The sequence below is a fragment of the Bradyrhizobium sp. genome (assembly GCF_016219575.1).
Taxonomy (GTDB): domain Bacteria; phylum Pseudomonadota; class Alphaproteobacteria; order Rhizobiales; family Xanthobacteraceae; genus Bradyrhizobium.
This window is the reverse complement of the sequence record NZ_JACRMG010000005.1, coordinates 19,980-43,562: the sequence shown is the minus strand read 5'-3', so window position 1 is coordinate 43,562 and position 23,583 is coordinate 19,980. Positions and strand designations below refer to the sequence as shown.

25 protein-coding genes are annotated in these 23,583 nt (G+C 64.1%); 14 read left to right on the top strand and 11 right to left on the bottom strand.

The features are described from left to right. The first annotated feature begins 38 nt into the window (after positions 1-38). From clpS to HZB49_RS02220, 3 genes are all read left to right on the top strand, one after another. Complete coding sequence (gene clpS / locus HZB49_RS02230) at positions 39-368, top strand: ATP-dependent Clp protease adapter ClpS (RefSeq protein ID WP_291608817.1); 330 nt, start codon at positions 39-41, stop codon at positions 366-368. A gap of 256 nt (positions 369-624) precedes the next feature. Further along, the gene (gene clpA / locus HZB49_RS02225) at positions 625-3,048 is read left to right on the top strand and encodes an ATP-dependent Clp protease ATP-binding subunit ClpA (protein WP_291608816.1); all 2,424 of its coding nucleotides are present in this window, start codon (positions 625-627) and stop codon (positions 3,046-3,048) included. 242 nt (positions 3,049-3,290) lie between these two features. After that, the gene (locus HZB49_RS02220) at positions 3,291-4,259 is read left to right on the top strand and encodes an ABC transporter substrate-binding protein (protein WP_291608815.1); all 969 of its coding nucleotides are present in this window, start codon (positions 3,291-3,293) and stop codon (positions 4,257-4,259) included. 8 nt (positions 4,260-4,267) lie between these two features. Here HZB49_RS02220 and HZB49_RS02215 read toward each other — a convergent pair whose 3' ends face one another. Then, positions 4,268-4,621, bottom strand: coding sequence for a PilZ domain-containing protein (locus tag HZB49_RS02215; RefSeq protein ID WP_291608814.1), 354 nt, complete (start codon positions 4,619-4,621; stop codon positions 4,268-4,270). A gap of 377 nt (positions 4,622-4,998) precedes the next feature. Here HZB49_RS02215 and HZB49_RS02210 point away from each other — a divergent pair, with 377 nt between their 5' ends. From HZB49_RS02210 to tsaA, 5 genes are all read left to right on the top strand, one after another. Beyond that, positions 4,999-5,772 (top strand): transglycosylase SLT domain-containing protein, encoded by a 774-nt coding sequence (locus HZB49_RS02210; RefSeq protein WP_291609093.1) that lies wholly within the window; start codon positions 4,999-5,001, stop codon positions 5,770-5,772. 153 nt (positions 5,773-5,925) lie between these two features. Then, the gene (locus HZB49_RS02205; RefSeq protein WP_291608813.1) at positions 5,926-6,663 is read left to right on the top strand and encodes an AzlC family ABC transporter permease; all 738 of its coding nucleotides are present in this window, start codon (positions 5,926-5,928) and stop codon (positions 6,661-6,663) included. Beyond that, positions 6,660-7,004, top strand: coding sequence for an AzlD domain-containing protein (locus tag HZB49_RS02200; RefSeq protein ID WP_291608812.1), 345 nt, complete (start codon positions 6,660-6,662; stop codon positions 7,002-7,004). Before HZB49_RS02205 ends, HZB49_RS02200 begins: the two co-directional genes overlap by 4 nt. 90 nt (positions 7,005-7,094) lie before the next feature. Continuing rightward, complete coding sequence (locus tag HZB49_RS02195) at positions 7,095-8,066, top strand: tripartite tricarboxylate transporter substrate binding protein (protein WP_291608811.1); 972 nt, start codon at positions 7,095-7,097, stop codon at positions 8,064-8,066. Between the two features lie 4 nt (positions 8,067-8,070). Continuing rightward, positions 8,071-8,562: a tRNA (N6-threonylcarbamoyladenosine(37)-N6)-methyltransferase TrmO gene (tsaA, locus tag HZB49_RS02190; RefSeq protein ID WP_291608810.1), complete on the top strand. Its 492-nt coding sequence runs from the start codon at positions 8,071-8,073 to the stop codon at positions 8,560-8,562. Between the two features lie 131 nt (positions 8,563-8,693). On the opposite strand, the gene HZB49_RS02185 is transcribed toward tsaA, so the two are convergent. From HZB49_RS02185 to HZB49_RS02170, 4 genes are read right to left on the bottom strand one after another with little or no spacing between them, the layout of a single operon-like run. Then, positions 8,694-9,116 (bottom strand): HIT family protein, encoded by a 423-nt coding sequence (locus tag HZB49_RS02185; RefSeq protein WP_291608809.1) that lies wholly within the window; start codon positions 9,114-9,116, stop codon positions 8,694-8,696. A gap of 49 nt (positions 9,117-9,165) precedes the next feature. Further along, complete coding sequence (locus HZB49_RS02180; RefSeq protein WP_291608808.1) at positions 9,166-10,362, bottom strand: GNAT family N-acetyltransferase; 1,197 nt, start codon at positions 10,360-10,362, stop codon at positions 9,166-9,168. Positions 10,363-10,416: 54 nt separating this feature from the next. Further along, positions 10,417-11,169: a glycerophosphodiester phosphodiesterase gene (locus HZB49_RS02175; protein ID WP_291608807.1), complete on the bottom strand. Its 753-nt coding sequence runs from the start codon at positions 11,167-11,169 to the stop codon at positions 10,417-10,419. Between the two features lie 4 nt (positions 11,170-11,173). Next, positions 11,174-11,641: a RidA family protein gene (locus tag HZB49_RS02170; protein WP_291608805.1), complete on the bottom strand. Its 468-nt coding sequence runs from the start codon at positions 11,639-11,641 to the stop codon at positions 11,174-11,176. Between the two features lie 247 nt (positions 11,642-11,888). On the opposite strand from HZB49_RS02170, the gene HZB49_RS02165 reads away from it, so the two are divergent. Beyond that, positions 11,889-12,716, top strand: coding sequence for a cell envelope integrity EipB family protein (locus HZB49_RS02165; protein ID WP_291608804.1), 828 nt, complete (start codon positions 11,889-11,891; stop codon positions 12,714-12,716). Between the two features lie 114 nt (positions 12,717-12,830). Here the strand turns inward: HZB49_RS02165 and HZB49_RS02160 are convergent, their stop codons facing one another. Further along, positions 12,831-14,129 (bottom strand): DNA polymerase IV, encoded by a 1,299-nt coding sequence (locus tag HZB49_RS02160; RefSeq protein ID WP_291608803.1) that lies wholly within the window; start codon positions 14,127-14,129, stop codon positions 12,831-12,833. Then, positions 14,126-14,425, bottom strand: coding sequence for a DUF3572 domain-containing protein (locus tag HZB49_RS02155; protein ID WP_291608802.1), 300 nt, complete (start codon positions 14,423-14,425; stop codon positions 14,126-14,128). The genes HZB49_RS02160 and HZB49_RS02155 overlap by 4 nt, the downstream gene beginning before the upstream one ends. 223 nt (positions 14,426-14,648) lie before the next feature. On the opposite strand from HZB49_RS02155, the gene HZB49_RS02150 reads away from it, so the two are divergent. The 3 genes from HZB49_RS02150 (at position 14,649) to HZB49_RS02140 (ending at position 17,938) form a co-directional block, all read left to right on the top strand. Beyond that, complete coding sequence (locus HZB49_RS02150; protein WP_291608801.1) at positions 14,649-15,014, top strand: response regulator; 366 nt, start codon at positions 14,649-14,651, stop codon at positions 15,012-15,014. A gap of 12 nt (positions 15,015-15,026) precedes the next feature. Then, positions 15,027-16,400: a PleD family two-component system response regulator gene (locus HZB49_RS02145; protein ID WP_291608800.1), complete on the top strand. Its 1,374-nt coding sequence runs from the start codon at positions 15,027-15,029 to the stop codon at positions 16,398-16,400. A gap of 341 nt (positions 16,401-16,741) precedes the next feature. Further along, the gene (locus HZB49_RS02140) at positions 16,742-17,938 is read left to right on the top strand and encodes an adenylate/guanylate cyclase domain-containing protein (protein WP_291608799.1); all 1,197 of its coding nucleotides are present in this window, start codon (positions 16,742-16,744) and stop codon (positions 17,936-17,938) included. Positions 17,939-18,203: 265 nt separating this feature from the next. Here HZB49_RS02140 and HZB49_RS02135 read toward each other — a convergent pair whose 3' ends face one another. Continuing rightward, positions 18,204-18,743, bottom strand: a complete 540-nt coding sequence (locus tag HZB49_RS02135) for a TetR/AcrR family transcriptional regulator (RefSeq protein WP_291608798.1) — start codon at positions 18,741-18,743, stop codon at positions 18,204-18,206. 154 nt (positions 18,744-18,897) lie between these two features. Here HZB49_RS02135 and HZB49_RS02130 point away from each other — a divergent pair, with 154 nt between their 5' ends. Continuing rightward, complete coding sequence (locus HZB49_RS02130) at positions 18,898-20,130, top strand: MFS transporter (RefSeq protein ID WP_291608797.1); 1,233 nt, start codon at positions 18,898-18,900, stop codon at positions 20,128-20,130. A gap of 55 nt (positions 20,131-20,185) precedes the next feature. On the opposite strand, the gene rpmG is transcribed toward HZB49_RS02130, so the two are convergent. Together rpmG and HZB49_RS02120 are read right to left on the bottom strand one after the other, a co-directional pair. Further along, a complete protein-coding gene (gene rpmG / locus HZB49_RS02125; RefSeq protein ID WP_007603295.1) occupies positions 20,186-20,353 on the bottom strand; it encodes a 50S ribosomal protein L33 in 168 nt (55 codons plus the stop codon). Positions 20,354-20,540: 187 nt separating this feature from the next. After that, entirely contained in the window at positions 20,541-21,866 is a 1,326-nt protein-coding gene (locus HZB49_RS02120; protein ID WP_291608791.1) for an LLM class flavin-dependent oxidoreductase, read from the bottom strand. 200 nt (positions 21,867-22,066) lie between these two features. Here HZB49_RS02120 and HZB49_RS02115 point away from each other — a divergent pair, with 200 nt between their 5' ends. Next, the gene (locus HZB49_RS02115; RefSeq protein WP_291608790.1) at positions 22,067-22,804 is read left to right on the top strand and encodes an SDR family oxidoreductase; all 738 of its coding nucleotides are present in this window, start codon (positions 22,067-22,069) and stop codon (positions 22,802-22,804) included. Between the two features lie 3 nt (positions 22,805-22,807). Here the strand turns inward: HZB49_RS02115 and HZB49_RS02110 are convergent, their stop codons facing one another. Continuing rightward, positions 22,808-23,557 (bottom strand): NUDIX hydrolase, encoded by a 750-nt coding sequence (locus HZB49_RS02110; protein WP_291608788.1) that lies wholly within the window; start codon positions 23,555-23,557, stop codon positions 22,808-22,810. Positions 23,558-23,583 lie beyond the last annotated feature (26 nt).

Sequence of the window (23,583 nt, the reverse complement as noted above, 5' to 3'; positions counted from 1 at the left end):
TCATCTTTCCGTCTCTCATTGCCGCGTCCAACCCCCGAATGGGCAATGACGAGAAGCCGGGAGGGCCGAGCGGCCCCTCGACGTCGGTCATCACCAAGGTCAAGCCGAAGACCAAGCGCCCGAATCTCTATCGGGTGCTGATCCTCAACGACGACTACACGCCGATGGAGTTCGTCGTTCACGTGCTGGAGAAATTCTTCAACAAGGACGTCGAGGCCGCGACCAAGATCATGCTCCACGTCCACCATCACGGAATCGGGGAGTGCGGTGTGTTCACCTACGAGATCGCCGAGACCAAGGTGACGCAGGTGATGGATTTCGCGCGCAAGCATCAGCACCCTCTGCAGTGCGTGATGGAAAAGAAGTAGTTCGTATTTCCGCCGGTCCGGCAAAATCGGAACGGGTCTTGCATCGAAATCGCCAGACGAAACGGACGGCACCCCGGTGTATTGCGGGGTGTCGGGTCAGCGTGACGGCGTTGCGAATGATTCCAGAAGAAAACAGCTGTTTTCGGACCGGGCTTTCGCCATGATCGGGCATAACTATATGACCCAGGACGAGAAAGGTTGTTGTTGCCTGACCGGGTAATGGCGATCATGATGGTGGGGGCTACAGAGGACGCGAATGCCAACTTTTTCCCAGAGCCTTGAACAATCCCTGCATCGCGCGCTGGCGATCGCCAACGAGCGCCACCACCAATATGCGACGCTCGAACACCTTCTTTTGTCGCTGATCGACGATTCCGATGCGGCTGCCGTGATGCGTGCCTGCAGCGTCGACCTCGACAAGCTGCGCACCAGCCTCGTCAATTATCTCGAGACCGAATTCGAGAACCTCGTCACCGATTCGGGCGATGACGCCAAGCCCACCGCGGGCTTCCAGCGCGTGATCCAGCGCGCGGTGATCCATGTGCAATCGTCAGGTCGCGAAGAAGTGACCGGCGCCAACGTGCTGATCGCGATCTTCGCCGAGCGCGAGAGCCATGCCGCGTACTTCCTGCAGGAGCAGGACATGACGCGCTACGACGCCGTCAACTACATCAGCCACGGCATCGCCAAGCGGCCCGGCGTCTCCGAGGCGCGCCCCGTGCGCGGCGTCGACGAGGAGACCGAAGCCAAGGGCAACGATGACTCCAAGAAGAAGGGCGAGGCGCTCGACACCTATTGCGTCAATCTCAACAAGAAGGCGCGCGACGGCAAGATCGATCCGGTGATCGGCCGCAATGCCGAGATCAACCGCGCCATCCAGGTGCTGTGCCGGCGCCAGAAGAACAACCCGCTGTTCGTCGGCGATGCCGGCGTCGGCAAGACCGCGATCGCCGAAGGCCTCGCCAAGCGCATCGTCGACTCGGAAGTGCCGGAAGTGCTGGCGGCTGCCACCGTGTTCTCGCTCGACATGGGCACGCTGCTCGCGGGCACGCGCTACCGCGGCGATTTCGAGGAGCGTCTGAAACAGGTCCTGAAGGAACTGGAGGCGCACCCGAACGCCATCCTGTTCATCGACGAGATCCACACCGTGATCGGGGCAGGGGCGACCTCCGGCGGCGCGATGGACGCCTCCAACCTGCTGAAGCCGGCGCTCGCCTCCGGCACCATCCGCTGCATGGGCTCGACGACCTACAAGGAATACCGGCAGCACTTCGAGAAGGACCGCGCGCTGGTGCGGCGGTTCCAGAAGATCGATATCAACGAGCCGACGGTCGAGGACGCGATTGCGATCCTCAAGGGCCTCAAGCCGTATTTCGAGGACTATCATCGCCTCAAATACACCAATGAGGCGATCGAGGCCGCGGTGCAGCTGTCTTCGCGCTACATCCACGACCGCAAGCTGCCCGACAAGGCGATCGACGTGATCGACGAGTCCGGTGCGGCGCAGATGCTGGTCGCCGAGAACAAGCGCAAGAAGACCATCGGCATCAAGGAAATCGAGACGACGATCGCGACCATGGCGCGGATTCCGCCCAAGAGCGTGTCGAAGGACGATGCCGAAGTGCTCAAGCATCTCGAGCAGACCCTGAAGCGCGTCGTGTTCGGCCAGGACAAGGCGATCGAATCGCTCTCCGCCTCGATCAAGCTGGCGCGCGCCGGCCTGCGCGAGCCGGAAAAGCCAATCGGCTGCTACCTGTTCTCCGGCCCCACCGGAGTCGGCAAGACCGAAGTGGCAAAGCAACTCGCCGCCTCGCTCGGCGTGGAGCTCTTGCGCTTCGACATGTCCGAATACATGGAGCGGCATACGGTGTCGCGCCTGATCGGCGCGCCTCCCGGCTATGTCGGCTTCGACCAGGGCGGCCTGTTGACCGACGGCGTCGACCAGCATCCGCACTGCGTCGTGCTGCTCGACGAAATCGAGAAGGCGCATCCCGATCTCTACAACGTGCTGCTGCAGATCATGGATCACGGCCGGCTCACCGATCACAACGGCAAGCAGGTCAATTTCCGCAACGTGATCCTGATCATGACCACGAATGCGGGCGCGGCCGACCTGGCGCGTCAGGCGTTCGGCTTCACCCGCAGCAAGCGTGAAGGCGACGACCACGAGGCGATCAACCGGCAGTTCGCGCCGGAGTTCCGCAACCGGCTCGACGCCATCGTCTCCTTCGCCCATCTCAATGCCGACGTGATCGGCATGGTGGTGGAGAAGTTCGTCCTCCAGCTCGAGGCGCAGCTCGCCGACCGCGACGTCACCATCGAGCTGTCGGAACCGGCCAAGGCTTGGCTGATCGCGCACGGCTATGACGAGCAGATGGGCGCGCGGCCGATGGCCCGCGTGATCCAGGAGCACATCAAGAAGCCGCTTGCCGACGAGGTGCTGTTCGGCCAACTCAAGGGCGGCGGCCACGTTCGCGTCGTGCTGGTCAAGGACGAGACGACGGGGAAGGACAAGATCGGCTTCGAATTCGTCGAGGGCCCGGTCACGCCGAAGCCCGAAAAGCTGCCGGGCGCGCGGAAACGGAGCGGTCCGCCGCGCAAGCCAAGACCGCCGGGCGGTTCCAATGGCGGCGGCGGGTCCAAGGTCCCGCCCTCGCGCGGACCGCTGGTCAAGGTCTGAAGCCATCCACGAAGTGAAGGAAGCCGGTGCGATGCACCGGCTTTCTTTTTGCCGCACCAGCCGGTCCTGTTCATCGCCGGGAACGCCGCCTAGAGCATTTTTCGGTTCTGATTGAATCAGAACCGAAGCTCTAGATTCTTGATTTGATGCGTTTTCTTCACGCGAACCGGTATCCACTTCGCTTGAAAACGCTCTAGGATGGCCGTCCAGGAAGCGGAGATTCACTGGCGGGGACGGGACGCGTGAAGCGGCGTGATTTCATGAACCTGGCCGCCGGCGCGGCGGTCTGGCCGATTGCGGCCCGGGCACTGCCGGCCCGCATGACGGAGATCGGCTTCGTTACCTGGGGATCGCCTGCCATCCAGATGCGGGCCGAGGATTTGCGGCAGGGCCTTCGCGACTACGGCTACGTCGAGGGCAGGAACATCCGGCTCGAGACGCATTTCACCGACGGCAACAAGCAGCGCACGCGCGAGATCATCGAGGCGCTTGTCGCCAAGCCGGTCGATATCCTCGTCGTGTGGCAGACGCCGGCGGCGCACATCGCCAAGGAAGCGACGAAGACCATTCCCATCGTGATCATGGTGGCGGACGCGCTCGCAACCGGGATCGTGCCGAGCCTGTCCAATCCGGGCGGCAACATCACCGGCGTTTCCAACACCGGCCCCGAACTCGCGGGCAAGCGGCTGGAACTGCTGCGCGAGATCCGGCCGCAGCTGCGGACCGTGGCGTTCCTCGGATCGTCAAGCGATCAAAACGGTCCAACCTTCGCGCGCGAGACTGCGCTGGCAGCGGAAAAGATCGGCATGAAATCGCTGACCCGGCTTGTGGACGGCCCTGCCGCCGTCGATGCGGCATTGATCGAGCAGATGAAGCGCGACGGCGCCGAGGCAATCGTCGCGCAGCCCGTCTTCACCAGCTATCGCGAGCGGATCGTGGCGATGGCGCTCGACGCCGGATTGCCGGTGACGTCGGATTTCGCGCTGTTCGCCGAAGCGGGCGCGCTGTTCACCCTCGGCGTCGATGATGGCATCCAGCTGCGCCGCACCGCCTATTATGTCGATCGTATCCTCAAGGGCGCCAGGCCGGCCGATCTGCCGATCGAGCAGCCGACCAAATTCGCGCTGGTGATCAATACCGTGACGGCGAAGAAACTCGGCTGGACCGTGCCGCCGCTGGTCCTGGCGCGTGCGGAGCGGGTGATCGAATAGGACGGCGCTCAACCTTCGCCGAGCAATTCCTTGATGCGGCGCTTGAGCTGGCGCTGCTTGATCTGGCTGCGGCGCAGCCGCTCGTCGAGATCGTTGGACTGCGGGTCCGTCACCATGGTGCGGAAGGCGAGGCCGACGCGGTTGGCGTGACGCCAGATCATCCGGGCGAGGAAGGAGCGGCCCTTGCGCGGGATGTTGAGGCTGAGGTTCTCGGGTAGCTTCGCGGTTTCGTCGATCTCGACGCAGGCGCCGCGGTCGTTGATGTTGCGCACCACGCAATCCATCGTCGAGCCGCGCTCGTTGATTTCGGCGACGCCGCCGAAAAGCACCTTGTCGCGTCCGCTCTGGCGTCGGTCCTGCATGGTCGTCTCCCGTAATCGAAGTGCAACTTTACGACGGTTCGGCTGGCGGGAGAGGGGCGCGGCGGGCGATTTGTCGCGTTAACGTAAACCGGACGGCTCCGGAACCGGTGGCAACGCGGGCCGGTCACGTGGCGTGTTGCGCCCATGAACGGTGCCGGGACATGATGCGTCGTAGCCACCTGGAGCGCCTTGGCGGGATAGCGATGCGAACAGGCCTGCTTCTCTGCGGCTTTCTGTGCCTGTTGGCGATGCTGCCGGCTACACGCGCATTGGCGGAGCAGCCACAGCGCCTGGCGCAGCTGGGTTTCGAGGAGCCGGCGGATCCGTCGCCGCCGCCGGCCGGGCGCGAATCCGATACCCGCGAGTCGATCTGCCTGATGATCGAATCCGCGGCGCGGGAGGCAAGCCTGCCGCTGGAATTCTTCGCGCGCGTGATCTGGCAGGAGAGCCGCTTCCGCCCCGACGCGGTGGGACCTGTGACGCGGAGCGGCCAGCGCGCGCAGGGCATTGCGCAGTTCATGCCGGGTACCGCGGGCGAGCGCGGACTGCTCGATCCCTTCAATCCCGTGCAGGCGTTGCCGAAATCGGCGGAGTTCCTGGCCGAGCTGCGCGGGCAGTTCGGCAATCTCGGTCTCGCAGCTGCCGCCTACAATGCCGGCCCGCGCCGCGTGCAGGAATGGCTCGCGGGCACCGGGGGGATGCCGGCGGAGACGCGGAACTATGTGTACGCGATAACCGGCTCGTCGGTGGAGGATTGGGCGAAGGCGGGCAAGGGCGGCAAGCAGCCGGAGCGCATGCCAACCTCGAGCTGCCGCGAATTGATGGCGCTCTTGAAGCAGGCGCCCAATCCCTTCATCGCCGGGCTCGAGCAGCGCGTGACGCTCGCCGCCGCCAAGGTGTGGGGCGTGCAGCTCGCCGCGGGCTTCTCCCGCGACAAGGCTTTGGCGATGTACGGGCGCGCCGTCACGCGGCTTTCGAGCGTGATCGGCAATCGCGACCCGAGTATCCTCACCTCGCGCCTGCGCAGCCGCGGCCCGGCGCTGTTCTACCAGGTGCGCTTCGGCGCCGACACGCGACCAGAGGCGGACGATCTCTGCAATCGCATCCGCAAGGCGGGCGGGGCGTGCTTCGTGCTCAAGAACAGGGCGTGAGTATCTTGGTTCGTCATTCCGGGATGGTCCGAAGGACCAGACCCGGAATCTCGAGATTCCGGGTTCGCGCTTCGCGCGTCCCGGAATGACTGCATGACTGGTCCGACGCACCTTCGCTTGACGCCGCTTCGCCCATCGGCGTTAAGCATTCCCATGCGGCTGCCGCCACTCGACTCGCCCCAATGGAAGAGTCCCGTCCGCGCCTTTGCGTGGGGGATGAGCGCGGTCACCTCGACCGTGCTGACGCTGGTGCTGTTTGCGACCTATCTCGGCATCGGTGCGCTGGCGCATGACACGCATTTCAGCCTGCTCTGGGCGCTGCTGAGCACGCTGTTGGTGTGGGCGGGGCCGGCGCAGATCATCCTGATTTCGACGCTGGGCTCCGGCGCCACCGCGGTGCAGGCGGCGATTGCCGTAACGCTGAGTGCGATCCGGCTGTTTCCGATGGTGGTGTCGGTGCTGCCGATGCTGCGCATGCCGCAGACCAGGCGGCGCCACCTGGTGCTGGCGGCCCATTTCATCGCGGTCACGCTGTGGGTCGAGTGCTATCGCCTGCTGCCGCTTGTGCCGCGCGAGCGGCGCATCGCCTTCGTGCACGGGCTGGGTTGCGGCCTCGTCATCGTGTGCCTGATCGCGACCACGCTGGGCTATGAGCTCGCGGCCAAGCTGCCGACGCTGTTTGCCGCCGGGATCCTGATGCTGACGCCGCTCGCCTTCCTGCTGTCGACCGCGCGTAATTGCACGGCGATCGCCGACATCCTGGCGCTGACGCTCGGACTCGCACTGTATCCGCTGGTCGCCATGTTTCACACCGGCGTCGACATCCTCATCTCCGGCGTGGCGGCGGGCACGATCGCCTATGGCGCACATTGGTGGCGGGGGCGGGCATGAGCGGCTTTGTCGGCGACTGGCACGCGCTCTTGCTCCTCGTCGTGGCGGGCTTCCTGCCCAACGAGGTCTGGCGCATGGTTGGCCTCTGGTTCGTCAGCGGCATCGACGAGGGTTCGGAAGTGCTGGTGTGGGTGAGGGCGGTGGCGACCGCCATCCTCGCCGGCGTCATTGCGCAGATCCTGGTGCAGCCGCCGGGCGCGCTCGCCAGTGTACCCGACCTGCTGCGCTACGGCGCCGTGGTCGCGGGGTTCGCGGTGTTCCTCGCCACCAAGCGCTCGATCTTCGCCGGCGTCGCCTGCGGCGAAATCGTCATGGTCGCGGGCAAGTGGTGGCTCGGCTGATTGCAGGTATGCAATCGCGATTGTGCAACCGGATTGCAGAGACCGCGCAATCCGTTAGTGTCCGGGCACAGAACAATTGGGGAAACGGCAATGAGATGGCGTGCAGTATTGTTCGGACTTGCAGCGGCGCTGATGGCTGCACCGCAGGCCGGGGCGGCCGACTATCCGACGCGCCCGATCAAGCTGGTGGTGCCCTATGCCGCGGGCGGGCCGACGGATGTGCTCGGTCGACTGGTCGGCGAATATCTCGGCCGCGACCTCAAGCAGGCCGTTGTGGTCGAGAACAAGGCGGGCGCGCAGGGCGCGATCGGCGCGGAGGCGGTGGCGCGCTCGGAGCCCGACGGCTACACGCTGTTCGTCACGGCGGCCTCGATCTTCGTGCTCAATCCCATGCTCTACAAGAAGCTGCCCTACGATCCCGTGAAGGATTTTCGGATGCTGGCGCTGATCACGGATTTGCCCGTGGTGATGGAGGTGCATCCGTCGGTGCCTGCAAAGACGGTCGCGGAGTTCGTCGCCTACGCCAAGCAAAATCCGGGCAAGCTGAATTTCGGCTCGGCCGGCATCGGCGGCACCATCCATCTGGCGGGCGAGATGTTCAAGCAGGTGGCCGGCGTCGACATCGTGCACGTGCCCTACAAGGGCGCGGGGCCCGCGCTGACCGATCTGCTGTCGGGCAACATCCAGCTGATGTTCGACACCCTGAGCACGGCACTGCCGCCGGTCAAGGCCGGTTTGCTGCGGCCGCTGGGCGTGAGCTCGGAAAAGCGAAGCCCGGATCTGCCTGACGTGCCGACCATCGCCGAGAGCGGTTATCCCGACTACCGCGTCAGCGTCTGGTTCGGCGTCGCCGCACCGGCGAAGCTGCCGGACGATATCGCGCAGAAGGTCGGCGCCAGCCTCGACCGCGCCCTGAGCGACGAGGCCTTCCGCGCCTCGCTGGTGAAAATCGGCTTTCCGCCGCTGCGCCCGCGCAGCCAGGCCGAGATCAACAAGTTCATCGACGACGATCGCGCGCGCTGGGCCGGCGTGATCAAGTCGCTCAACATTTCCCTGGATTGAGAGAATGGTCAGAGAGACTGAAATCCGCGAGGGCGAAGTCGCCATCGATTTGCCGGCTGCAAAGGATGCCGGGCTCGTCTTCATCGGCCGCATCCGCACGCCCTGGACCTCGCGGCTGGAGACGCCGCGGCAGGGCCGGCAGGACGGCCCGATCTGCCGGCTGGAAATCTTCGAGCCCTTCGCGCCCGCCATCAAGGGCGTCGACTTCTACGAGAACCTCGAGGTGATCTACTGGCTGCACCAGTCGCGCCGCGACCTCGTGCTGCAGAGCCCGAAGAACAACCAGAAGACCCGCGGCACCTTTTCGCTGCGCTCGCCTGTGCGGCCCAATCCGATTGGCACCTCGGTCGTCAAGCTGGTCGGCGTCGAGGGCAACACCATCCTGGTGCGCGGCCTCGATTGCCTCGACGGCACGCCGCTGCTCGACGTCAAGCCCGACCGCTGCGAGTTCACTCCGCTGGCGCCGCCGCACGCAGGTGATTTCGAGACGGAGTGATTTTACTCCACCTCTCCCTGCAAGGGAGAGGTCGATTTGCATCGATAGATGCAAATCGGGTGAGGGTCGGGTCTTGCTCCGTGCTCGCGGCAGACCCCCACCCGACCTCCCCCTTTCAGGGGGAGGAGATTTCAGGCCAGCGCCGCAATCAATTTCGTCGCATTGTCCTCCAGCACCTTGACGTCTTCCCTGCGGCTCGCGGGCGGTAGCAGCGCCACGCCGTTGTGGCGCGGCATCACGTGCATGTGCAGATGGAAGACGACCTGTCCGCCGGCGGGTTCGTTGAATTGCTGGATGGTGATGCCGTCGGCCTGAAACGCCTTCATCGCGGCGGATGCGATCCTGTGGGCGGCGCGGGCGACATGGGCATAGTCGTCAGGCGTGATATCGAGGATGTTGCGGGCAGGGGCCTTCGGAATCACCAGCGTGTGGCCGGGCGCGCGCGGCATGATGTCGAGGAAGGCCAGCACGTGGTCGTTCTCGAAAACCTTGTAGCAGGGGAATTCGCCGCGCAGGATCTTTGCGAAGGGATTTTGCGGGTCGTAGGCGGGCATGGCGGCGGCTCCAGATCGGTCATTCGACAGAGGTTCTTACCCGAAAGCCTCAAGGCGCGTCATCAGCGCTTTTGCGGAACGGGGCGGCGGCAGCGAGCTCGCGGCCGGCCTCGACGACATAGGCGCGCTCGCGCTTGAGGTAATCGGCAATCGCCCGGCGCAGATCGGGATCGGCGATGAAATGCGCCGACCAGGTCGTCTGCGGCAGGTATCCGCGCGCCAGCTTGTGCTCGCCCTGGGCGCCGGCCTCGACGGTAGCGAGTCCGCGCTGGATCGCGAAATCGATGGCCTGGTAGTAGCAGACCTCGAAATGCAGGAAGTTGTGATGCTCGATGGCGCCCCAGTTGCGGCCGAACAGTGTGTCGGAGCCGATGAAATTGATGGCGCCCGCGATCCAGCGGCCGTTGCGCCTGGCCATGACAAGCAGCACGTCCTTGCTCATGGTCTCGCCGATCAGCGAGAAGAAGGTTCGCGTGAGGTAAGGACGGCCCCATTTGCGCGAGCCGGTCTCCATGTAGAAGGTGAAGAAGGCGTCCCACGCGTCTTCGTCGATGTCGTCGCCGGTCAGCCAGTGGATGGTAATCCCTGAGGAGAGAGCCTCGCGCCGCTCGCGCTTGATCGCCTTGCGGTGGCGCGAATTCAGCGTGGCAAGGAAATCGTCGAAGGTCTTGTAGCCCTGGTTGTGCCAGTGGAATTGCTGGTCGTTGCGGATCAGGAAGCCGTGCTGCGCAAGGCATTTCGCCTCCGCCTCGCGCGCGAAGGTGACGTGCACCGATGACGCGTCGGTGGCGTTGCACAGCGCCATCAGTCCGGCGGCGAGCGCATCGGCAATGCGCTCGCGGTCGACGCCGTCGCGGATCAGGAGGCGAGGGCCGGTCGCCGGCGTGAAGGGGACGGAGCACTGCAGCTTCGGGTAATAGCGGCCGCCGGCGCGCTCATAGGCATCGGCCCAGCCGCGGTCGAAGACATATTCTCCCTGCGAGTGCGATTTCAGATAGCAGGGCACCACGCCGACGATCCGGTCATCGAGCTTGGCGATCAGGTGCCGCGCGCCCCAGCCGGTGCGCGGCGTGGCCGAGCCGGAGGCTTCGGCCGCGGCAAAAAAAGCGTGGGATACGAAGGGGTTATAATAGGGCCTTGAAGCGGCGTCGGAATCCGCGCCCGGGTTGGCGCAGGCGTCCCATTCCGCGGCCGGGATCGCGCCGATCGAGGAGACTGCTTCGAGGGTGATTTCAGATGAGGCCATCGATGTCAGAACATCGTGCATCCGGCGTGCCACTTCAAGGTTGCTTGTTGCGGGTCAGGTCTCCGGAACAAATCCCTCAAAAATCATCTGATCCGCGTAACGCGCGGCGCGTTCGCGCTGCTCGGGCGTGCGCACGGTCCAGGTCAAAAGCGGGCAGCCGAAGATATTGCGGGCGATCCATGGCGCCGGCGCCGGCAACTGGTTGACCCAGTAGGCGACGAAGTGCGGCTCGGTGCGAAAGGCGTGACGCAGATGGAGCATGCCATCGCGCTGCTCCCTGGTCAGCTTCTTCCAGTAGTCGTCGTCATAGTTGCGCTGGGCGACGATACCGCGCGGCAGATTGGGCGCGATCTGGCGCAGCGCCAGCACCTGGTCGGGATCGAAGGACATGCCGACCGCGGGACCGGAATAGGAGGAGAGCACCTCGGCCAGCCGCGTCACCAGCTTGCGGTCGCCGTCAAAATGGCTCTTCACCTCGATCACCAGCGGCACACGGCCGGCGACGAGGGTGCAGAGATCGGCGAGCGTCATCATGTGCTCGCCGGTGTCCCTGAATTTTGTCGCCTTCAGCTCCGCCGCGGTCTTCTGCAGCAATGCGCCAAGACCTTCGGTGAGGCGGCCGAGCGCATCGTCGTGATGCACCATCGCTTCGCCGTCGGCACTGAGCTGGATGTCCACCTCGATGGAGAAATTGCCGGCAATGGCAGCCTGCACCGCGCCCGGCATGTTTTCCACGATACCGCGCGAGATGTCATGCAGGCCGCGATGGGCGACCGGCCGCGCCGTCAGCCAGGCGGGAGCGCGCATGCGATCAGGCGACCTCGAACACGGCTTCGACTTCCACCGCCGCGTCTGCGGGCAGGGAGGAAACGCCGACCGTGGTGCGGGCGTGGCGGCCCTTGTCGCCGAAAGCCGCGACCATCAGGTCGGAGGCGCCATTCAACACCTTCGGCCCGTCGAGGAAATCAGGCGCGGAATTGACGAAGCCGCCGAGCCGTACCACGCGGGTGACCTTGTCGAGGTCGCCGAGTGCCGCCTTCACCTGCGCCAGCAGGTTCACCGCGCAACCCCTGGCCGCGGCATAGCCCTGTTCGACGGACACGCCGGCGCCGAGCTTGCCCTTGGCGATCAGCTTGCCGTCGGAATTCATGCAGACCTGGCCGGAGACGAACAGCAGGTTGCCGCTGCGCACGAAGGGCACGTAATTGGCGATGGGGCTGCGGGGTTCGGCCAGCGTGATGCCTTCCGCCGCCAGTTTCTGTTCGACCGTACCCGCCATGTTCCGTCCCCAAAATGAATGCGCCGTTATCCGACCGTTCAGGATCGGAAAGGCACCTTGTTTCGCGCATGACGCGCGGACATGCAAGCGAGAGCGCTTGCCGGAAGTTTCGGCGCCCTTGACTGCAAAACCTACATTTTCGTGATGCCGCCCTAGTTGCGGCGCAACAGGACGGCCGGTATTGTTGCGAATCTTCCACAATCAAGGGAATGCCATGGTCTGCCCAAAACCGCCGCGCGCCGTGCTCATGACAATTGCAACGATTGCGCTGGGATCGGGTTTTGCGGGCGAACCGGCGCAGGCCGCGGGGCCGGGCTTCCTTTCCCATCAGGCGCTCTATGAGCTGAGCCTCGTCAAGTCGCGCGGTTCCAACGCCGTCAACGGCGCGCGCGGCCGCATCCTCTACAATTTCTCGGGCAGCGCCTGCGAGGGCTATACCTCCGAATTCCGCCAGGTATCGGAACTGAACAGCGGCGAGGGCAAGCTGACGCTCAGCGACCTGCGCTCGACCTCCTGGGAGGACGCCGAGGGCAAGAGCTACCGCTTCAAGATCGACACGCGGATGAACGATTCCGAGGCGCCGCCGGTCGACGGCATCGCCGAGCGGGTCGGCGACCGCATCACCGTCAAGCTGAAGCAGCCGGTGGCAAAGACCTTCAACCTCGAAGGCAGCGTCGTGTTCCCGACCGAGCAGATCCACAAGATCATCGACGCGGCGCGGGCCGGCAAGTCGATCCTGGAGCTGACCGTCTATGACGGTTCCGACAATGGCGAGAAGGTCTACAACACGATGTCGGTGATCGGGCAGCCGATTCCCGGCGACCGCAGCATTGCCTCGCCCGACCCCTCCACCGCCAACGACAAGATGAGGTCGCTGACCCGCTGGCCGGTGACGGTCAGCTATTACGACCGCGACGCGCGGGCAAAGGACGGCGAGCAGACGCCGGTCTATGCGATGTCGTTCGAGCTGTTCGAGAACGGCGTCTCGCGGGCGCTGGTGCTGGACTACAATGATTTCGTGATTTCGGGCGCGCTCGGCAAGTTCGACGCGAAGGATTCCAAGCCCTGTAAATAGGTCAAGCGCCGCACTCTCCACTCGTCATGCCCGGGCTTGTCCCGGGCATCCACGTTTTTGGAGCCGCGCAAAAGGAAGACGTGGATGGCCGGGACAAGCCCGGCCATGACGGAATTACTCCTCCGCCGGCTTCTCCGGCCCGTCATAGGCAATCCCCCGGATCACCGCGGCACTGCCGAACTTCTTCCGCAAATCATCGATCGCGCGCTCGGCGTGGGCCGAACGGCGATCCAGCATGTCGGAATCATCCGCCGCAGAGCCCGGCTTCAACGCGCTGACGCCGGTGCCCATCAGGCGGAACGCGGTGCCGTCGATCTCCTTCGCCAGCATGTCGCGCGAGAGGGCGAAGATCTTGGCGGCGAGCTGCGTCGGCGACTGGATCGATTGCGAGCGGGTGCGCTGGCGGAAATCCGCGGTCTTCAGCTTCAGCGTTATCGTGCTGCCGGCGAGATTGCTGCTCTTCAGCCGCGCCGAGACCTTTTCCGACAGCTTCCAGAGCAGTTTCTCCAGCGTCGCGAAATCGCGGATGTCGTTCTCGAAGGTCGTCTCGGCTGAAATGGTCTTGGCGCCGCGATCGGGCACTACGCGGCGGTCGTCCATGCCGCGCGCCAGCCGCCACAGCCGCTGGCCTTCACCGCCGAACTGCTTCATCAGCTCGTGCTCGTCGGCGCGCTGCAGGTCGGCGATGAGGCGATAGCCGCGCTGGATCAGTTTCTCCTGCGAGGCGGGGCCCACGCCATAGATGAAGCCGACCGGCCGCTCCGCCAGCATCTCGCGCGCTTCGTCCTGATCGAGCGCGGCAAAGCCGCGGGGCTTGTCGAGGTCGGAGGCGATTTTTGCGAGGAACTTGTTGCAGGACAGGCCTACCGACACGGTGATGCCGATGTCGCGCTCGACGTCGCGGGCAAAGCGCGCCAGCACCTTGGCCGGGATCATGCCGTGGACGCGCTGCGTGCCGGAGAGATCGAGAAAGGCCTCGTCGATCGACAATGGCTCGACCAGCGGCGTCAGCGCCTGCATGGCTTGCCGCACCTCGCGCCCGACGCGGACATATTTGGCCATGTCGGGCCGGATCACCACGGCCTGCGGGCACAGCGCCAGCGCCTTGAACATCGGCATCGCCGAGCGCACGCCGAAGGTGCGGGAGATGTAGCAGGCCGCGGACACCACGCCGCGCTTGCCGCCGCCGATGATGACGGGCTTGTCCGCCAGCTCCGGATTGTCGCGCTTCTCGACGGTGGCGTAGAACGCGTCGCAATCGATATGGGCGAGCGAAAGCGTCGCCAGCGCGCGGTGGCGGACGAGGCGAGGGGAGCCGCATTGGCCGCAGCGCTTCGCAGAAAATTCGAGATCGGCGAGGCAGTCGCGGCAGAAGGCGCGCGGGCCATCCACCGCTTGCACCGGCGCGCTCACGGCACGTCGCGCTCCCAGGCGGGATCGCACAGCGCCTGATGGGCGGCCGCGACATTGGTCGGATGCAGCTCCGAGGCCTGTGCGAACGCCTTCACGGTTGCGTCATCGCGCATCACGAAATCGAGCACGCTGGCGAGAAATTTAGGGTCGGAAGCGGACTTTCGCAGGGTGTCCGGACCGATGCCGGTTTCGGCCAAAAATCGGCCCAGCCGCGCAGGATCGCCGGCAATGAAGGACAGCGCCTGAATCGCAACGATTTCAGCCACTTCTCGCGGGTTTTGAACAGGCTTTTTCAACCGGGCCGTTTGCCTTTCCGTTAACTTCTGGGGTCTAATCATGCCCGAGTCTGCGGAAGATGTTCAAGCAAGTGCAAACGGGATCGCAGAAACACGACCCCCGGACTTAACGGGTTAGAGCGAATCTGACGCTAGTTTGAATTCACTTTTCGACACATCCGGTGGCGGCGGCCGATGCGCCGTATCCGCTAGGCGCGTCGCCTTTGGGAACGGGGAGGACGGGATGGCCAAGACCGTCCTGATCGTGGAGGACAACGAGCTCAACATGAAGCTCTTTCGCGACCTGTTGGAAGCGCATGGCTATCAGACCTCCGGCACCAGCAATGGTTACGAGGCGCTCGATCTCGTCCGCAAGATGCGCCCCGACCTGATCCTGATGGACATCCAGCTACCGCAGGTGTCCGGCCTCGAGGTCACCAAGTGGATCAAGGACGACCCGGAACTGCGCGCCATTCCCGTGGTGGCCGTCACGGCCTTTGCCATGAAGGGCGACGAGGAGCGGATTCGCGAAGGCGGCTGCGAAGCCTATTTGTCCAAGCCGATCTCGGTCGGCAAGTTTATTGAGACGGTCCGGCGTTTTATCGGGTGAAAGTGAGTTTCCATGACCGCGCGTATTCTGGTCGTCGACGATGTACCCGCCAACGTAAAGCTGTTGGAAGCAAGGCTGTCGGCCGAATATTTCGACGTCACCACGGCATCGAACGGCGCTGAAGCGCTGGCGGTCTGCGCGCGCGCCGAATGCGACATCGTCCTGCTCGACGTCATGATGCCCGACATGGACGGATTCGAAGTGTGCCGGCGGCTGAAGTCCAATCCGGCCACGCACTACATCCCGGTCGTGATGATCACTGCGCTCGACAGCCCCGCCGACCGCGTCCGCGGACTGGAGGCCGGCGCCGACGACTTCCTGACCAAGCCCGTCTCCGACGTGGTGCTGCTGGCTCGCGTGCGTTCGCTGACGCGGCTGAAGATGATGACCGATGAGCTGCGCATGCGCGCCATCACCTCGCTCGAGATCGGCATGGAGGCGCCGGAGCGCAGCGCCGTTGCCGACACCGGCAAGGGCGGACGCATCCTGCTGGTCGACGACCGCCCGGCCTCCTATGAGCGGCTGGCGCCGATGCTGGCGGCCGAGCACAGCGTCGACGTCGAGCCCGATCCGTCGCAGGCGCTGTTCCACGCCGCCGAGGGCGACTACGATCTGCTGATCGTCTCGCTCAGCCTCGATAATTTCGACGGACTTCGGCTGTGCAGCCAGGCGCGCTCGCTGGAGCGCACCCGCCAGGTGCCGATCCTCGCCATTTCGGACGCCGACAACAATGCGCGGCTGCTGCGCGGCCTCGAGATCGGCGTCAACGATTATCTCCTGCGTCCGGTCGACAGGAACGAACTGCTGGCGCGGGCGCGTACCCAGATCAGGAAGCGCCGCTACACCGATCACCTGCGCGACAACGTGCAGAACTCGATCGAGATGGCGATCACCGACGCGCTGACCGGCCTGCACAACCGCCGCTACATGGAAAGCCATCTGGCGACGCTGGCCGAGCAGGCTTCCGCCCGCGGCAAGCCGCTGGCGCTGATGATCCTCGACATCGACTTCTTCAAGGCGATCAACGACACCTATGGTCACGACGCCGGCGACGACGTGCTGCGCGAATTCGCCGTGCGCATCCGCAAGTCGATCCGCGGCATCGATCTGGCCTGCCGCTATGGCGGCGAGGAGTTCGTGATCGTGATGCCGGAGACCGATCCGCATGTCGCCGGCATGGTGGCGGAGCGCTTGCGCCGCTCCATCGCGGGCGAGAAGTTCGCGGTCGACAAGGGCGACAAGCGGATCGACGTCACGATCTCGATCGGGCTCTCCACCCTGGAGCGCAAGGGCGAGCCGGTCGCCGACGTGCTCAAGCGCGCCGACAAGGCGCTCTATCGCGCCAAGCACGACGGCCGCAACCGCGTGGTGTCCGACGCGGCCTGATTGTTGGGCCCGTCTTACGATCGCGCCGAGTGCGTCATAGGCCAGTCGCTTGAACTCGAGTACGAGCAGGGTGCGGATCAGCGCTACCATGTTGGGCAGTGTCGATACCAGGCCACCACCGCCGTTGAGCCGCTCGGTGCTCAGTAGTATCTCCACTTGGTGTAGGTAAGTTCGTAGCGCATCATTCGAGCCCGTATTTTGGCCAACGCCCTTGAATCCCGGCCCGGCCGCCAACTTCAACAAGGCACTGCGCCAACAGGTCGAAAGAATTTCGCAATTTTCCTTGGTTGACCGGGAGGTAGCCGAGTACGAAAATCAGGCTACTTAGGAGATTTCCTTAGATGCCCGATTTCGAATTACCCGAGACGCATTACGCATTGAGTGGAGACGTGAACATTGCCTATAGCGTAATGGGCGACGCACCAATTGATCTCGTCCTCGTGCACGGCATTGTCTCGCATATCGAGGCGATGCACGAATTGCTCCCCGGCTATACCGACTTCATGCGTCGCTTGGCGAAATTTGCACGCGTCATAACGTTCGACAAGCGTGGGCAGGGACTGTCTGACCGAATTTCCGATGTGGCGCCACTCGAACAACGCATGGACGACGTTCGCGCCGTTATGGACGCGGTCGGGTCGCAGCGAGCCGCTCTGTTGGGGTGGTCGGAGGGCGCTTCGATGAGTGCGATGTTCGCGGCGACCTATCCTGAGCGAATTTCGCGGTTAATACTCTATGGCAGCCTGCTCCACTCATACAACAGGAATTTGTCCACTGAAGAATACGAAGCAAAACTCGAGAAGTACATGAAGGCATGGGGTAACGGCGATGCATTCAAGCCGGTTGCCCCTAGCCAAATGACGGGGCCCGAAGCAATCACCAAATACGCAAGACTTGAGCGCTTGTGCAGTAGCCCAGGCCCGTTGAAGAACTATTTTAGATCAAATCGTCTCATCGATGTGACGGCAGTGCTTCCCACCGTACGAGTGCCAACGCTTGTGATGCACCGACTAACCGATGCTGCCGTTCCGGTCGCAATGGGACGCGCATTTGCCGAAAGTATTCCCGGTGCCAAGTATATTGAATATCCAACCGGCGATCATGGTTTCTGGGCCGGAGACTTTGAAGGATTGATCGGCGATATAGAGGAATTTGTCACTGGTCATCGCGAGGGTACTTCGTTCGAACTTGACCGAGTTCTAGCTACAGTACTGTTCACCGATATTGCTGACTCTACGCGAAGCGCAACAGCAATGGGCGACCAGCGCTGGCGACAGATGCTGGACCGTCACGATTCGCTCGCCAGCCAAGTCATCGAGAAACATCGCGGCAAGCTGATCAAAACTACCGGCGACGGCGTTCTGGCGACTTTTGACGGCCCAGGACGTGCAGTTCGCTGCGCCCTTGCCTTCAGCGCCGCGGCCCAACAAATCGATCTGCCATTGCGGGCGGGCCTACACACAGGCGAAATCGAAATCCGAGGCAAGGATATCGCCGGTGTTGCTGTCCATGCTGATGGCACAGTGCAAACCCGGTGAAGTTCTGGCGTCACGGGTCGTCACGGATCTCGTCGCGGGCGCTGGATTGACGTTTTCCGAGCGCGGATCGTTTGAACTTAAGGGCCTTCCAGGGCGATGGGATTTGTTCGCCGCAAGCGCGTGACACATGTCCGCTTCTGGCCCTTCTCCGACCTCCGGCGCTGTCCGCTTTCAGGCTGCTATTGGGTAAGAGCAGACCACCGGTAGCGCTGCTCCATTTATGGGTACACGCGCCAGCAGTTTTGGCCGGCCGCAGGGAAGAGCGTCAGTCGCTCACTTTCACGCCGGCATTTTTCAGCAGCACCCGCGCCGCCTCTCTCGCCGCGCGCGCCATCGACGGGTCGTTGCGCACCAGGTCCTGCGCGATGCAGCCGTCGACCAGCACGGCAAGCTGCGTTGCAAGTCCCTCGGCATCGGCAACGCCGAGCTGGTTCAGCAGGTTGCGGAACCACAGCCGGCGGCTCTCCTTGAAGGCGACGGCGATCTTGCGCACCGACTTGTCCTCGGCACCGAGCTCGGCGACCGCGTTGACGAAGGGGCAGCCGCGAAAATCCTTTGCCGAGAAGCGCCGTTCCAGCGAATCGAAGGTCGCGAGAATCTGCGCAGCCGGCGGCTTGTCGGACGGGCGCGGCTGCACGAAGCGCCGCTCCAGATAGGCCGCAATCAGCGCGTCCTTGGACGGGAAGTGGTTGTACAGCGTGCGCTTGGAGATGCCGATCCGGGCGGCGATCGTGTCGACGCCGATGGCGCGAATTCCCTGCAGATAGAACAGCTTGTCGGCGGTCTCGAGGATCCGCTCCTTCATATCAGGCTTTTTCTGCAGGGATGCCATGCGTTGACCCGGACCGGGCTTTCCTTGACGGGTGACCATAGCGCAATTACACAGGTCTGTGTAACTAAAATAATCGGGAATCGCAGGTCGAATTTGTCGATGTGCGGCTCTGGGGAGAACAACAACAATGTCCCTGCTGCAAGCCCTGCGGCCCACGCTCCCCATCCTGATCGGTGCGTCGCTGATGCTCACCCTGAGCATGGGCCTGCGGCAGAGTTTCGGCATCTTCATGCAGCCGCTGACGCAGGACATCGGCATTTCCGTATCGCAGTTCACGCTGGCGCTCGCCGTGCAGAACCTCGCCTGGGGCTTCCTGCAGCCGGTTGCCGGCGCCTGGTCCGTGCGCTGGGGCTTCAAGCCGATCATGATCGTGGGCTCGCTGATGTACATCGCGGGCCTTGCGCTGATGGCGACTGCACAGGGGATGATCCCGATCCTGATCGGCGCCGGCGTGCTGATCGGCGCCTCGCTCGCCTGCACCGCCAATGCGATTGCGATGTCGGTTTCCGCACGCGCGGTGCCTGCGACCGTGCGCAGCACGGTCATGGGCATGGTGTCGGCGGCAGGCTCCCTCGGCGCGCTGATGGCGGCCCCGATCGGGCAGTTGCTCAACGAAGGTCATGGCTGGCGCATCGGCGTCGCCGGTTTCGTCATCCTGTCGCTGTTCATGCTGCCGGCCGCCTGGTACGCGGGCAGGGTGGACAAGATTCCGCTGCCGCCCAAGGGCGTCGAAGAAATCGGCGACGCCTCGGCTGCGACCGCCGCGAGGATCGCGTTCGGCAATGCGCCCTTCGTGGTGATGACGCTGGCCTATTTCGTCTGCGGCATGCAGCTGGTGTTCCTCACCACGCACCTGCCGTCGTATCTCTTGATCTGCGGCCTCGATCCGATGCTGAGCGCGCAGACGCTCGGCATGATCGGCGGCTTCAACGTGCTCGGCAGCCTGTTCTTCGGCTGGGCTGGCCAGCGCTGGAACAAGCTGGCGCTGCTCGGGATGATCTACATCCTGCGCTCGCTGGCGCTGGCCTGGTATTTCATGCTGCCGGCGACACCGGGCAGCACGCTGCTGTTCGGCGCGATCATGGGCTTCCTCTGGATGGGCGTCGGCCCGCTGGTGGCGGGCGCCGTCGCTGAAATGTTCGGCCTGAAGTGGCAGGCGATGATCCAGGGCCTCGCCTTCATGAGCCACCAGCTAGGCTCGTTCCTCGGCGCCTATGGCGGCGGGCTGATCTACGATTCGCTCGGCTCCTACACCATGGCCTGGCGCATCGGCGTCGCACTGGGTCTCGCCGGCGGCATCGTCCAGGTAGCCTTTGCGCTGATCAGGCCGAGCCAGCCGCCGCTGCCCAAGGCGGCGTAGGGCAAATAAAAACGGGGCCGCGAGGGCCCCGTTCAGTCAAAAACATTCCGCGATCTTACTTGATCTTGGCTTCACGGAATTCGACGTGCTTGCGCGCGACCGGGTCGTACTTCTTCTTGACGAGCTTGTCGGTCATGGTGCGCGAATTCTTCTTGGCGACGTAGTAGAAGCCGGTGTCCGCCGAGGAAACGAGCTTGACCTTGATGGTGACCGCTTTGGCCATGGTGGGAGCCTTTAACTTTGCAAAGTAGGGGAAATCTGGCGCCGGCCAACCGGCCCGCATTTGGCCGGCAACCTAGCCGCAAACCGGCATAAGTCAAGGTTTTCCGGGCCGGATTCGGCCCGGATTCAGGGAATTTACCCTTCAAATCAAGGTTTTCTCGAACCGGCAGGGCAGTATTGCCGCCCGTTCAATTCTCAAAGAATCGGTTCTTTGGCCGCGGCAGGCCGAGATTCTCGCGCAAGGTGCTGCCTTCATATTCGGTGCGGAAGATGCCGCGCCGCTGCAGTTCCGGAACCACCTTGTCGACGAAGTCAAAGAGACCGGCCGGCAGATACGGGAACATGATGTTGAAGCCGTCGCAGCCATGGCTGGTCAGCCATTCCTCCATCTGGTCGGCGATTGTCTGGGGCGTGCCGACGAAGGAAAGCCCGCCATAGCCGCCGACGCGCTGCGCGAGCTGCCGCACGGTGAGCTTGTCGCGCGCCGCAGCGTCGACGAGACGCTGGCGGCCGCTCTTGCTGGCATTCGTTTCCGGGATCGGCGGCAGCTGTCCGTCGGGATCGAAGCCGGAAGCGTCGGTGCCGAGCTGCACGGACAGCGAAGCAATCGCGCTGTCGTAGTGGACGCGGCTGTCGAGCAGGGCGCGCTTCTCCCTGGCTTCCTCGACGCTGTCGCCGACCACCACGAAGGCGCCGGGCAGGATCTTGAGGTGCTCGGGGTTGCGGCCCACCTTGTCCATCCGGCCCTTGATGTCGGCATAGAGCTTTTGCCCGTCGGCGAGGCTGCCGCCGCCGGTGAACACGGCTTCCGCCGTTTCGGCCGCCAGCTGCTTGCCGTCCTCCGACGCGCCGGCCTGCACGATCACCGGCCAGCCCTGCACGGGGCGGGCGATGTTGAGGGGACCGCGCACCCTGAGATATTTGCCCTTGTGATCGAGCACATGCATCTTTTCGGGATCGAAATAGAGGCCTGCCTCGACGTCGCGCACGAAGGCATCGTCCGCAAAGGAATCCCACAGGCCCGTGACGACGTCATAGAACTCGCGCGCCCGCTTGTAGCGCTCGGCGTGCTCCATGTGATCGTCGAGGCCGAAATTCAGCGCGGCGTCCGGGTTCGAGGTGGTGACGATGTTCCACCCCGCACGTCCGCCGCTGATGTGGTCGAGCGAGGCGAAGCGGCGGGCGACATGATAGGGCTCGTCGAACGTGGTCGAGCCGGTGGCGATCAGGCCGATCCGTTCGGTGGCGCCGGCGAGCGCCGACAGCAGGGTGAACGGCTCGAAGGAGGTCACGGTGTGGCTGCGCTTGAGCGCATTGACCGGCATGTTCAGCACGGCGAGGTGATCGGCCATGAAGAAGGCGTCGAACTTGCCGGCTTCCAGCTTCCGGATCAGTTGCCGCAAATGCGGGAAGTTGAAATTGGCGTCAGGCCAGGCCCCGGGATAGCGCCAGGCGCCGGTGTGAATGCTGACCGGCCGCATGAAGGCGCCGAGCTTGAGTTGACGCTTTGCCATTACCCCATTCCGTCATGGTTGTTGTCCGGGAAGAGATAGGAAGGGAAGGGCACGGCGGAACCGGCCGGCCCGGGAATAATCTTGCATAGTTTTGTCGCTACGTAGTCGATTTTCGGTGAGGCGGTTACCGCGCTGAAACCGCAGCGTTCAGCCGCAGTATCTATGACAGTCGCGATACGCGTTCGGCGGCGGGAGGCATCATGGCTGGCAAGCTTGCAGGCAGGATCGCGGTCGTTACCGGTGGCAGCGCGGGAATTGGCCTCGCTGCGGCAAAGCGCTTCGCCGCGGAGGGGGCGCATGTCTTCATCACCGGACGCCGCCAGCGCGAACTCGACCAGGCTGCAAAGGCCATCGGCCCGGCAGCAACCGCGATCAGGGCCGATGCGGCCGTCGTGTCTGATGTCACGCGTGTCGTTGAAGCCGTCAAGGCAGACAAGGGACGCATCGACGTGCTGTTCGCGAATGCCGGCATCTACGAATTCACGCCGTTCGGAACCATCACGGAAGCGACCTATGGCAAGATCTTCGACATCAACGTCAAGGGCGTGCTGTTCACCGTGCAGCAGGCCGTGCCGATCATGCCGGACGGCGGATCGATCATTCTGACGGGATCGATCGCTGGTTCGAAAGGGTTCGAGGCGGGCACCGTCTATGCGGCAAGCAAGGCTGCGATACGCTCGTTCGCGCGCAGCTGGACCATGGACCTCAAGGCACGCCGCATCCGCGTCAATGTGCTGAGCCCGGGGCCGATCCAGACGCCGGGCTTCGACGTGTTCGCCGACAAGGATGTGAAGAGCTTCATGCAGTCGCTGGTGCCGCTCGACCGCCTCGGCACCGTCGAGGACGTCGCGAATGCGGCGCTCTATCTTGCATCCGATGATTCCAGCTACGTGGCCGGCATCGAGCTGTTCGTCGATGGTGGCGCGGCGCAGGTCTGAGCGCTACGCCCCCAGCACGTCCTTCTGCATCCTGCCGCCGTAGAAATGGAAGAACGGCACCGGCGCGTCGTGGCGCAGCGGTCCGGTGGCCAGGCGCTTGTCGAGCTCGACGAGCACGTTCTTGGTCATGGCATGCGCGTCCGCAAGCGGCTTGGAGCCGATCTCCACCCAGACCAGTTCCACCAGCTCGGCATCGGCATGCACCACGCCCTCGACCCGGTGCGCGATGGCGGAAGCATCCGCGGTGAAGAAGCGGGTGTCGAAGCGGCGGACCCGGCCGGGCGGGGTGATCGCGCGCGCGATCAGGAACAGGCCGGAGGGATCGGGCAAGAGGCCTGCTTCCGCAAACGGCTTCCAGGCGCCTTCGAGCTTGCCGGGCTTCTCGACCTTGCGGCCGAGACAAAGTCCGGTCTCCTCGCAGGCTTCGCGGATCGCGGCATTCGCCAATGCACGAGCCCGGCCGGGCGTGATCTTCGGGCTGCCCTTGAGCAGGTTTGCTTCCAGCTCGCTGGTGATCGGCGCGGCAACGGGTACGCGGTTGTCCGATTTGTCGACGCGGCCGCCCGGAAAGACATACTTGCCCGGCATGAACACCACATTGTCGTGGCGCCGGCCGACCAGCACGCGCGGCCTCGCGGCGGAGCGGTCGATCAGGATCAGCGTCGCTGCGTCCTTCGGCCGGAAATAGGGATGGTGATCGGCTTCCTTCTCTTCCTTCGGTTCTTCCCTGGCGGCGGTCGCTGCTTGCGTCATTTCCATCCCCGTGAGCGTCTTCTGTT

Excerpts from the sequence above, each read along its gene's own strand:
- clpS (WP_291608817.1), top strand. The coding sequence starts at position 39 with ATGGGCAATGACGAGAAGCCGGGAGGGCCGAGCGGCCCCTCGACGTCG.
- clpA (WP_291608816.1), top strand. The coding sequence starts at position 625 with ATGCCAACTTTTTCCCAGAGCCTTGAACAATCCCTGCATCGCGCGCTG.
- HZB49_RS02215 (WP_291608814.1), bottom strand. The coding sequence starts at position 4,621 with ATGCAGGACCGACGCCAGAGCGGACGCGACAAGGTGCTTTTCGGCGGC.
- HZB49_RS02210 (WP_291609093.1), top strand. The coding sequence starts at position 4,999 with ATGATCGAATCCGCGGCGCGGGAGGCAAGCCTGCCGCTGGAATTCTTC.
- HZB49_RS02205 (WP_291608813.1), top strand. The coding sequence starts at position 5,926 with ATGCGGCTGCCGCCACTCGACTCGCCCCAATGGAAGAGTCCCGTCCGC.
- HZB49_RS02200 (WP_291608812.1), top strand. The coding sequence starts at position 6,660 with ATGAGCGGCTTTGTCGGCGACTGGCACGCGCTCTTGCTCCTCGTCGTG.
- HZB49_RS02195 (WP_291608811.1), top strand. The coding sequence starts at position 7,095 with ATGAGATGGCGTGCAGTATTGTTCGGACTTGCAGCGGCGCTGATGGCT.
- tsaA (WP_291608810.1), top strand. The coding sequence starts at position 8,071 with ATGGTCAGAGAGACTGAAATCCGCGAGGGCGAAGTCGCCATCGATTTG.
- HZB49_RS02185 (WP_291608809.1), bottom strand. The coding sequence starts at position 9,116 with ATGCCCGCCTACGACCCGCAAAATCCCTTCGCAAAGATCCTGCGCGGC.
- HZB49_RS02180 (WP_291608808.1), bottom strand. The coding sequence starts at position 10,362 with ATGGCCTCATCTGAAATCACCCTCGAAGCAGTCTCCTCGATCGGCGCG.
- HZB49_RS02175 (WP_291608807.1), bottom strand. The coding sequence starts at position 11,169 with ATGCGCGCTCCCGCCTGGCTGACGGCGCGGCCGGTCGCCCATCGCGGC.
- HZB49_RS02170 (WP_291608805.1), bottom strand. The coding sequence starts at position 11,641 with ATGGCGGGTACGGTCGAACAGAAACTGGCGGCGGAAGGCATCACGCTG.
- HZB49_RS02165 (WP_291608804.1), top strand. The coding sequence starts at position 11,889 with ATGACAATTGCAACGATTGCGCTGGGATCGGGTTTTGCGGGCGAACCG.
- HZB49_RS02150 (WP_291608801.1), top strand. The coding sequence starts at position 14,649 with ATGGCCAAGACCGTCCTGATCGTGGAGGACAACGAGCTCAACATGAAG.
- HZB49_RS02145 (WP_291608800.1), top strand. The coding sequence starts at position 15,027 with ATGACCGCGCGTATTCTGGTCGTCGACGATGTACCCGCCAACGTAAAG.
- HZB49_RS02140 (WP_291608799.1), top strand. The coding sequence starts at position 16,742 with ATGCCCGATTTCGAATTACCCGAGACGCATTACGCATTGAGTGGAGAC.
- HZB49_RS02135 (WP_291608798.1), bottom strand. The coding sequence starts at position 18,743 with ATGAAGGAGCGGATCCTCGAGACCGCCGACAAGCTGTTCTATCTGCAG.
- HZB49_RS02130 (WP_291608797.1), top strand. The coding sequence starts at position 18,898 with ATGTCCCTGCTGCAAGCCCTGCGGCCCACGCTCCCCATCCTGATCGGT.
- rpmG (WP_007603295.1), bottom strand. The coding sequence starts at position 20,353 with ATGGCCAAAGCGGTCACCATCAAGGTCAAGCTCGTTTCCTCGGCGGAC.
- HZB49_RS02120 (WP_291608791.1), bottom strand. The coding sequence starts at position 21,866 with ATGGCAAAGCGTCAACTCAAGCTCGGCGCCTTCATGCGGCCGGTCAGC.
- HZB49_RS02115 (WP_291608790.1), top strand. The coding sequence starts at position 22,067 with ATGGCTGGCAAGCTTGCAGGCAGGATCGCGGTCGTTACCGGTGGCAGC.
- HZB49_RS02110 (WP_291608788.1), bottom strand. The coding sequence starts at position 23,557 with ATGACGCAAGCAGCGACCGCCGCCAGGGAAGAACCGAAGGAAGAGAAG.